The sequence below is a fragment of the Corallococcus sp. CA053C genome, from assembly GCF_003611675.1.
Lineage (GTDB): Bacteria > Myxococcota > Myxococcia > Myxococcales > Myxococcaceae > Corallococcus.
This window is the reverse complement of the sequence record NZ_RAWA01000427.1, coordinates 1-8,566: the sequence shown is the minus strand read 5'-3', so window position 1 is coordinate 8,566 and position 8,566 is coordinate 1. Positions and strand designations below refer to the sequence as shown.

The 8,566-nt window shown below is 70.1% G+C and carries 9 protein-coding genes and 1 pseudogene; 5 read left to right on the top strand and 5 right to left on the bottom strand.

Annotated elements, in window-relative coordinates:
- Both D7V97_RS36115 and D7V97_RS36110 read left to right on the top strand, forming a co-directional pair.
- A pseudogene (locus D7V97_RS36115) lies at window positions 1-782 on the top strand (hypothetical protein); the annotation flags it as partial.
- An 8-nt stretch (window positions 783-790) separates the two neighbouring features.
- Entirely contained in the window at window positions 791-1,312 is a 522-nt protein-coding gene (locus D7V97_RS36110) for a tetratricopeptide repeat protein (protein ID WP_120615166.1), read from the top strand.
- A 191-nt stretch (window positions 1,313-1,503) separates the two neighbouring features.
- Here the strand turns inward: D7V97_RS36110 and D7V97_RS36105 are convergent, their stop codons facing one another.
- The 4 genes from D7V97_RS36105 to D7V97_RS36090 all read right to left on the bottom strand — a co-directional run bounded on the left by D7V97_RS36105 (window position 1,504) and on the right by D7V97_RS36090 (window position 6,111).
- Window positions 1,504-2,697 (bottom strand): M48 family metalloprotease, encoded by a 1,194-nt coding sequence (locus D7V97_RS36105; protein WP_120615165.1) that lies wholly within the window; start codon window positions 2,695-2,697, stop codon window positions 1,504-1,506.
- A 62-nt stretch (window positions 2,698-2,759) separates the two neighbouring features.
- A complete protein-coding gene (locus D7V97_RS36100) occupies window positions 2,760-3,878 on the bottom strand; it encodes a tetratricopeptide repeat protein (protein WP_199729055.1) in 1,119 nt (372 codons plus the stop codon).
- A 203-nt stretch (window positions 3,879-4,081) separates the two neighbouring features.
- Complete coding sequence (locus D7V97_RS36095) at window positions 4,082-5,194, bottom strand: ArsA family ATPase (protein WP_120615163.1); 1,113 nt, start codon at window positions 5,192-5,194, stop codon at window positions 4,082-4,084.
- Window positions 5,191-6,111 (bottom strand): ArsA family ATPase, encoded by a 921-nt coding sequence (locus tag D7V97_RS36090; protein ID WP_120615162.1) that lies wholly within the window; start codon window positions 6,109-6,111, stop codon window positions 5,191-5,193. Before D7V97_RS36090 ends, D7V97_RS36095 begins: the two co-directional genes overlap by 4 nt.
- A 184-nt stretch (window positions 6,112-6,295) precedes the next feature.
- On the opposite strand from D7V97_RS36090, the gene D7V97_RS36085 reads away from it, so the two are divergent.
- Window positions 6,296-6,616, top strand: a complete 321-nt coding sequence (locus tag D7V97_RS36085; RefSeq protein ID WP_120615161.1) for a hypothetical protein — start codon at window positions 6,296-6,298, stop codon at window positions 6,614-6,616.
- A gap of 30 nt (window positions 6,617-6,646) precedes the next feature.
- Window positions 6,647-7,453, top strand: a complete 807-nt coding sequence (locus tag D7V97_RS36080; RefSeq protein WP_120615167.1) for a ParA family protein — start codon at window positions 6,647-6,649, stop codon at window positions 7,451-7,453.
- 61 nt (window positions 7,454-7,514) lie between these two features.
- On the opposite strand, the gene D7V97_RS36075 is transcribed toward D7V97_RS36080, so the two are convergent.
- On the bottom strand, window positions 7,515-8,180 hold the full coding sequence (locus tag D7V97_RS36075; protein WP_120615160.1) for a polyhydroxyalkanoate synthesis regulator DNA-binding domain-containing protein: 666 nt from the start codon (window positions 8,178-8,180) through the stop codon (window positions 7,515-7,517).
- Between the two features lie 168 nt (window positions 8,181-8,348).
- On the opposite strand from D7V97_RS36075, the gene D7V97_RS36070 reads away from it, so the two are divergent.
- A partial coding sequence (locus tag D7V97_RS36070) for a zinc-ribbon domain-containing protein (RefSeq protein ID WP_199729054.1) occupies window positions 8,349-8,566 on the top strand: 218 nt, incomplete at its 3' end.

The following is an 8,566-nucleotide window of genomic DNA, read 5'->3' as shown; positions in this document are numbered from 1 at the left end:
GGACGGGAGGCTCGGGGCGTCCGGGCACCGGTGGCTCGGGGCGTCCGGGCCCGGGTTCGGGTTCGGGCTCGGAAGGACCGGGGCGTCCGGGGGGCAGTGGGACGTCGGGCTCCGGCTCGTTGGATCCGAACCTCGCCGGCTACCGCGACGCGCTCCGGGTGCTGGACCAGAACTGGGACACCTTCGACACGGCGGTGGGGGCGAAGGACGGGAAGCTGTCGATGTCGAACCTGGAGGCGTTGCTCGGCAGCCCGGCGGCGTCCCCCACGCTCAAGCGCGCCGCGCAGTTCTTCAAGGACAACCCGGAGTACTTCAACCGGCTGGAGATGGCGGCGGGCACCGGGAGCAAGGACGGCGTCGCGAGCCGCCAGGACCTGAGCGCGGAGCTGGCGGCGGTGGCGAAGCTGCCGGGCACGTCCTCGACGGGCGGGAGTGGCCGGAGCACGGGCGGCACGCGGGCGCGGGACATCGTGGACAACCCGAACATGAGCATTGAGCAGAAGGTCCAGGCGCTGCTCATGGGCATCACCGAGGACACCGACGCGGAGCTGCTCGACGTGATGAACGAGATGGCCAGCGCACGCGAGGAGCGCGCGGGGCTGGGCACCAGCGACCAGGACAAGGCGCGTGGCGCGAAGCTGGACACCAGCATGCAGGAACTGGAGCTGCGGCTCCAGACGCTGATGGAGAAGCGCAAGGCCATGTTCGACCTGATGAGCAACATGTCGTCGAAGTTCAACGAGATGGCGAAGACGGCCATCTCCAACCTGCGCAGCGCGTGAGAGCCGCCATGGGACGCATCATCAAACACGAAGGCGGCGAGGGACTGACGATGGAGACCGGAACGGCGCGCAGGCTGAAGGCGTTCGCGCGGGGGGAGACGACCTGGGCGGAGGTGGAGGGCATGACCTTCGAGGAGGCGAAGGCCATCGCGCAGGTGGGCTGCGACCTGGCGGCGGCGGGGCGGATGGACGAGGCGCGCATCCTGTTCGAGGGGCTCGTGGAGGGGAACCCGAAGGACTCGGCGGCGCACGCGGCGCTGGGCACCGTGTACCAGAAGCTCGGGCGGGTGGAGGACGCGCTCACCGAGTACACGCACGCGCTGGCCGGTGATCCGCGCAACCCCGTGGCGCTGGCGGGCCGGGGGGAGCTGTACCTGCGCCGCGGCGAGCGTCAGGGCTTCACGGACATCTCCAACGCGGTGGAGGTGGATCCGCACGGCGAGACGTCCGCGGGCCGCCGTGCGCGCGCCCTGGTGAAGGCCATCACGCTGGTGGCGGTGGAGAAGCTGAAGGCGGACGCCCAGACGTAGCGGCGGTGCGCGCGGGCCGCCGTCAGGGACGCAGCGGCCCGCCCGCCAGGGGCAGCGACACACGAGATTTCAAGACGGATATGCCGCCGGACAGTTGGGGAGCGGTCCGGAGGCGGCTGCCGGAGGATGGGCCGGATGGCGAGGGGGAGTGGAGTTCGGGGGCCCATTCGCCGGCAGCTTCTTGAAGCAGGTCAGGGTGCGTCGAGCGTGGCGAGCCGTTCGCCGATGGGCGGATGGCTCATGCCCTTGAGGACGACCCAGCGGGGGGGCTCGGGGTCCATCTTGTTGACCCGGGCGGCCTTCACCAGCATGCGGCGGAAGGCGTCGCGGTCGCCGGTGAGGTGCAGGCCGTAGCGGTCCGCCTCGCGCTCGCGCTCGCGGGAGAAGGCCCCCGAGACGGGGTTCGCGAGGGAGATCAGGACGAAGACCAGGAGCGACACCAGGGGCAGGGTGCGGATGTCGCCGACGCGTTGCACGCCCCACCAGCCCTGGCGGGCCGCGAGGCGCAGCAGCTGGTCGATGAGGAAGAGCAGGGCCAGCAGCGCGAAGGAGGAGGCGATGCGGCCGGGCCAGCGGGGCTCGCTGACGTGCCCCGCCTCGTGCGCCACCGCGGCGAGCACCTCGTCCGGGGCGAGCTCCTGCACGATGACGTCGTTGAGGACGATGGTGCGCGTGGGGCCCTGGCCAGCGAAGTACGCCTGAACGCGCTTGGAGGTCACGGATGTCTTCTCCACCACCACGTCGGAGAAGGAGATGTCCGCCTTGCGCATCAGCGCGGTGATGCCCGAGCGCAGGGGCCCGTCGGGCAGGGGCGTCTGGTCGTAGTAGAGGCGGGCGCGGTACGGGTCCAACGCGGACGCCACCAGCATCAGCAGCGCCACCGGGACGCCCAGCACCCACCACCAGCGGCGCACGCGGCGGGCCAGGCCATACAGGCCGACCACGAGCGCGGTGAGGGCGAACGCGTTCACGAACGTGCCCTTGAACCACATCCACGCGAAGGTGGCGGGGGTGAAGTTGGAGAGGCCGTGCCGGTGCTCCAGCACGTAGAAGAACCACACGTTCGCGGGGGCGTAGAGCAGCTGGGTGGCCAGGTCGATGAAGAGCGCGAAGAGGATGGCGGCGCCCCAGCCGCTCTCACCCCACAGCCGGTCCATCGCCGCGAAGAAGGCGCGGCTCACCGGGGCCGTGCGCAGGAAGCCGAACCTGCGCTCCAGGGCCGCTGCCGCCACCGTGGCCCCCCGGTACACGGGCCGTACGAGCACGGCCAGGAGCAGCACGCTCAGCCCCAGCCGCACCAGCGGATCCACCGCCGCCCGGATGTAATAGGGCTGGTGGTAGGCGTGGATCTCGGCGAGCTGTTCCGGGGTGAAGAGCGGGTCCATGGGCGGTGGCCCGCGAGGCTACGCCCGGCGAGGGCCCCGTGCCCAGCCGGGGCCTGTCCGGTTCAGGGCTGGTGCGGGCCCGCGTTGGAGGCGGGCATGGTCACGGAGGGGCCTTCTGTCTCCGAGTCCGCGTCCGCGAGCAGCAGCGACTTCACCTTCTCCAGGCTCTCGCGTGTGCGGTCCACGAAGGCGTTCTGCGAGCCGATGCGTTCAGCCGCTTCCAGGGTGCGCTCGTAGATGTTGATGGACTTGGTGAGCAGCACGCGGATCTTCTTGCGCAGCTCCTGGCGGTAGACGCCCGCCTCCTCGGCGTTGAGCTCCGGAGGCGTGGGCGAGTTCACCATGTGCTCGTAGAGGTTCTCGTACAGGGCGCCAATCTGCGCGCCCGCGGCGGTGGCCCAGTAGCCGTTGCCCACGCGGATGGAGCGCAGGTAGTGGCCCTGCGCGGACAGGAGCAGCTCCGCCTTGTAGTTGAGGTCCTGCGCCAGCCCGTCGCTGCCCCGGCTGGCCTCCAGCTTCACCGCCTCGTAGTGCAGCCGATAGATTTCCCCGACGAAGAAGTGCGCCTGCGCGGGGAAGTAGTCCTCCACCTCCGCCTTGTCCGGCAGGGCGTCGTAGGCCGTCAGCGCCTTGCGCAGAGTGGCCTCCGCGTCGTCGGTGTGGCCGGACTCCACCTGGCAGATGCCCTGCTGCACCTGGGCCTCGATGCGGCGGCCCGCGCTCAGGTCCTCGCGCGCCGCGAGCGTGGCCAGCATCGCGGTGGCCTCGTCGTAGCGCTCCAGGTGGTAGAGCGTCTCCGCCACGCGGAAGGACGCGTCCAGCGCGTCGCCCTGGCCCTTCGCCGGCTCCGCCAGCTCGGAGAAGCGCCCGTAGGCGTCGTCCCACTCCTTGAGGCGCTGGTGCGCGAGCCCCGCGTTGTAGAGCGCCTGCCGGCGGTGCGGGCTGTTCGGGTGGAAGTCCACGAGCCGGCCGAAGTAGCGCGCCGCCTGCTTGAAGTCGTTGGCCGCGAAGGCGGAGGTGCCGCCCGCGAAGAGCTCCTCGTCGTTGAGGCGGTCCAGCTCCAGGTCCGCCGTCACCGTGACGGGGTCGAACGCCACCACCTGCTTGTTCGGCGTCCCGTCCGGCTTCGTCGCCGCGCCCGTGGTGCGGCAGCCCGTGAGCCCCAGGCCCAGGCCGAGCATGCCCACCCACAGCCACCGCCGGGCGCCTCCGGTTGCATCCATCCGCTTCCTGCCGTCCATGCGCCTGCTCCCGTCCGGAACCCGTTCACCCCGGCCCTTCGACATCCGGGAGACCCGGTGGGTTCCCCAGCCCGCCTTCGCCGTGAGCCAGTCTAATGCAGGGTGGGGCCCCGCGCTCTGTCACCCGGAGTGGGGGAGGGCGCTCAGGCGAGGACGTCGTCGCCCAGGAGATAGCGGCCTGTGTTCCACAGCGCGGTGAGGTCGTGCACGTCCAGCCCGAAGCGGGGCACCTGGATGAGGGGCGTCCCCGGGCACGCCGCGCGCAGCTGCGCCATGCCCTCCAGGTCCTGCTGCGCCAGCACCTGCTGCTCGCGCAGGGTCTCCTCCACCTTCGCGCGGCGCGTGGGCGTCAGCGTGGCCGCGTCCTTCCACAGCTCCGGCGTGGGCACCGGGTGCACGCGGTTCACCACGATGGCCGTCATCTCCATGCGGTTCTGCTTGAGCAGGCCGTGGAAGTGGATGGCCTCGTCCAGGCGCTCCGGGTTGGGGCTCGTCACCAGCACGAACCCCGTCGTCGGGTCCTCCAGCAGCTCGCGCACGCCGCGCGCGCGCTCGCGGAAGCCCTCGTTCATGGAGGAGAGCGTCACCATGAAGCTGGACAGCTCCTGGAGCATCTCCGTGCCGGTGAAGCGCGACAGCGCGCGCGTCACGTAGCTGCCGCCCAGGTTGAAGAGGGACAGGCCCACCTTGCCCGCCCTCAGCGCGGGCGTGAGGAGCCACTTGGCCGCTTCGTTGTCCAGGAAGTCCAGCACCCGGTTGGGCGCGTCCAGGAAGTCCAGCGCGTGCGCGGTGGGCGGCGTGTCCAGCACCACCAGCTCATAGTCGCTGCGCCGGCGCAGGTCCCAGACCTTCTCCATGGCGATGTATTCCTGGCTGCCCGCCAGGGCCGTGGAGAGGGACTGGTAGAAGCGGTTGGCGAAGATGCGCTCGCGCTGATCCGGCGGGGCCACGCGGGTGATGAGGTCATCCCAGGTGGCCTTCATGTCCAGCATCATCGCGTGCAGCGCCGCCTTGGGGTGTACGCCCAGGGGCTCCAGCACCGACGCGGGCACTTCGGCTTCCGTGTTGCCCAGGCCCGACAGGCCCAGCGAGTTGGCCAGCCGCTTCGCCGGGTCGATGGTGCACACGATGCTGGGGCGTCCATCCACCGCCGCGCGCAGCGCGAGCGTCGCCGCCACCGTCGTCTTGCCCACGCCGCCAGAGCCCACGCAGATGAGCACGCGCTTGTTCGCGAGCGCCGTTTGCAGCGCCGTCATGCTCCCACGCCTCCCTTCACCAGCGACTCCAGATGGCTCAGCACCGTCTCCACCGCGTCCCGTCCGAAGCGCGGCACGAACAGCCGCGGCACCGTGTACACCGGCGCGTGGAGGTTGCGCTCCAGCTTCGTGCCCGCGAGCACCGCCTGCGAGGCCCGGTCATGGTGCGCCTGGGCCACCTTGCGCAGGTCCGGCCGGTCCGCGAGCGCCTCCAGGTCCGCCTCCGTGAAGCGCTGGGGGAAGGCCTGGTTGAGCACCGCCGCGTGCGTGCGGATGTGCACCCGGTCGCGCAGCGCGCTGTGCAGCTCCAGCGCCTCGTTCACCGGCATCTCCTCCGGCAGTGCCACCAGGATGGCGGCCGTGACGGTGGGGTCCACCAGCAGGTCGCGCATCTTGAGCGCCTCGCGCGTCATGGGCCCCGGCGGCACCGTCTGCAGCAGCACCTGCGGCACGCTCAGGAAGGAGATGGCGTGGCCGGTGGCGGGCGCGTCCAGCACCAGCGTTTCGTACTTCCAGCGGCCGTCCGGCAGCTTCTCCTGGAGGTGGAAGAGGATCTTCCCCAGGAGCACCAGCTCCTGCAGCGACGGGATGAAGCGCAGGAAGTAGCGCACCAGCCGGTTCTCGAAGACCGTCTTGTAGAGGGTCTCGAAGCGCAGGACCATGAGGCCGTACTCGCGCATGGCCTCATGCGGGCGCACGTTCACCGCCCAGAGGTTCTCCTCCAGCTTCTTCACTTCCGGGCCGGCTTCCGGCAGCTCCAGGAAGCGGCTGACGCGCTCCTGCGTGTTCACTTCACACACCAGGGTGCGGCGCCCCGCACGCACCGAGGCCAGGGCCAGCGCGGCGGCGATGGTGGTCTTTCCCACGCCCCCCTTGCCGGAGACGATCCAGAGACGTTTGTCGAGCAGTCCGGGCATAAGGGCGCGCGAACCGTAGGGATGGCCCCCCGGAGAGTCAACGAGAGTCCACGGGGGGAAACCGCCATTGTTCCCCTGCTTGACACGTCGCGTTGGCCCCTCCCAGAGTGCGGCGTCTCTTTCCAGACGTCCCGCTGCCCGCGAGCGCGGTGGCAGGCGGGTCCGCACCTGAATGGTTCCATCCATGCTCAAGAACAACCCGATGATGAAGAAGCTCGTGGAGACGGGCGAGGAGCGCGTCGGCAAGCTGGCGCAGCAGCTGCTCTCCAACGAGAAGTTCGTGGCGGCGGTGCAGTCGCTGGTGTCGCGCTCGCTCGCGGCCAAGGGGACGCTGGACACGGCGCTGCGCACGGCGCTGTCCGCGATGAACCTGCCGTCCACCGCGGACCTGGAGCAGCTGCGCTCGAAGGTGGATGACCTGGAGAAGCTGCTGTCCTCCGTCGAGGGCAAGGTGGACACGCTCGTCTCAAGCGCGACCGCGACGTCGACCTCGAAGAAGAAGTAGCGAAGCGGGCCCTTCCCCATGCCCAGGCCCGTGCGGCGCATCGCGTTCATCAACGAGAAGGGCGGCACCTGCAAGACGACGCTCGCGGTGAACACCGCCGCGTGGCTCGCGCTGAAGCAGGGGTGCCGCGTGCTGCTGATGGACCTGGACACGCAGGGCCATGCGGGCAAGTCGCTGGGGCTGGACGTGCGCACGCTGCCCCGGAACGTGTTCCACCTGCTCACGCAGCCGGACGTATCGCTTGCGTCCGTGGTGCAGCCGACGGGCGTGCCCGGGCTGGACGTGGTGCCCTCCTACAAGGAGATGGCGGAGTTCCCGGTGGTGGTGGCGCAGGACCCCCGGCGCGCGCACCGGCTGGCGGACCGCATGCGGGAGGCGGAAGCGGCGGGCTACGACGTGGTGCTGTTCGACGCGCCTCCGTCCATGGGGCTCACCACGCGCAACATCCTGGTGGCGGCCACGGAGGTGGTGGTGCCGGTGGCGCTGACGTACCTGGCGCTGGACGGGTGCGCGGAGCTGGCGGAGACGGTGCGCCAGGTGGGCGAGTCCGAGGGGCGCGCGGACCTGCGCGTCACCAAGGTGGTGCCCACGCTGTACCGCAAGACGGCGCTGGCGACGGCCATCCTGGAGCGCCTGCGGGCGTACTTCCCGGACGCGCTCGCGGCCACGCCGCTGGGCTACAGCGTCAAGGTGGACGAGGCCCAGAGCCACGGGAAGACCATCTGGGAGTACGCGCCCCGGAGCCCGGGCGCGCGGATGCTCGCGGCCATCGCGGCGGAGATCCACGGCGGGCCCGCCCCGACGAAGCGGAAGCGGGCCCTGCCGAAGGTGGCCTGAAGCGACGCCCGGCGGAAGGCTGCGCGGGCGTCAGGCCTCACCGTCAGGTTTCACCAGGGCTTCAGGAAGCGCTGGTGTCCTTCTTGTCGCCCTTCTCCACGGCGTCGAGCTTCTTCTCCAGCTCTTCCAGCCGCTGGGTGAGCGCCTGCATGTCGCGGCCCAGGGCGGGGAGGTTGCCGGTGAGGTTCTCCACGACGTGCTTCACGCGCTCGTCCATGCGGCGCTGGAAGTCCTCGAAGGCGCGCTGGCTGGCCTTGAGCAGCTCCGCCGGATTGAGGCTCGCGGGGCTGGCCTCGGTGGGAACCGCCGTGGCGGCGGGAGCCTCCGTCGGAGTCTCCGGCGTGCCGTCCTCGCGGCGCAGCAGCTTGTCCAGCCGCTGCTCGGCTTCCTCGCGGATGGAGGCCACGCGCGGCGTGACCTCCTTCTGGATGAACCCGGAGATGGACTCGCCAGGGTGCCGGATGATCTCCCGCAGCACCGACAGCGGCATCTGGTTCTTCTTCTTCTCCTCCTCGAAGATGATCTGCGCGAGGGTGACCGACGTCAGGTCTTCCTTCGTGCGGTTGTCGACAATCCGCACCTCGGTTCCCTCCTTGATCATCGCGGCGATTTCATCAAGGGTGACGTACCGGCTCTCCACGGTGTCGTAGAGTTTCCGGTTCGTGTAGCGCTTGATGATCTTCGGCTCCTTGCTGCTGGGAGCGCCTGCTTGCTCGGCCTCGCTCATGTCTGTCGTCTCCGACCCCGGCTGCGCCTTGGCATTTACTGGTTTACTACTTGAGTTCCAAAGGGGCGAACCTCGTATCAAAGGGGTCGGAAGCGAGCAAGTTGCCCGGGTCCGACTCGCCGTGTCCGCCCGCCAGGCCTATGCTCCGACTCCCCCCGGCCCGACCTCATGATCGTCCAGTGCGAACAGTGCCAGACGCGGTTCAAGATCCCCGACGAGAAGGTGACGGAAAAAGGGGTCAAGGTCCGCTGCACCAAATGTCAGAACACCTTCCGGGTCGCGCGTGAACCCACGCCCGCCCCGGCCGTTCTCCCGCCTGCCCCTCCCGCGGGCGGGCAGGTGGACCCGTTCCAGGCGTTCGGTGATGCCCCCGAGCCCGTCGGGGA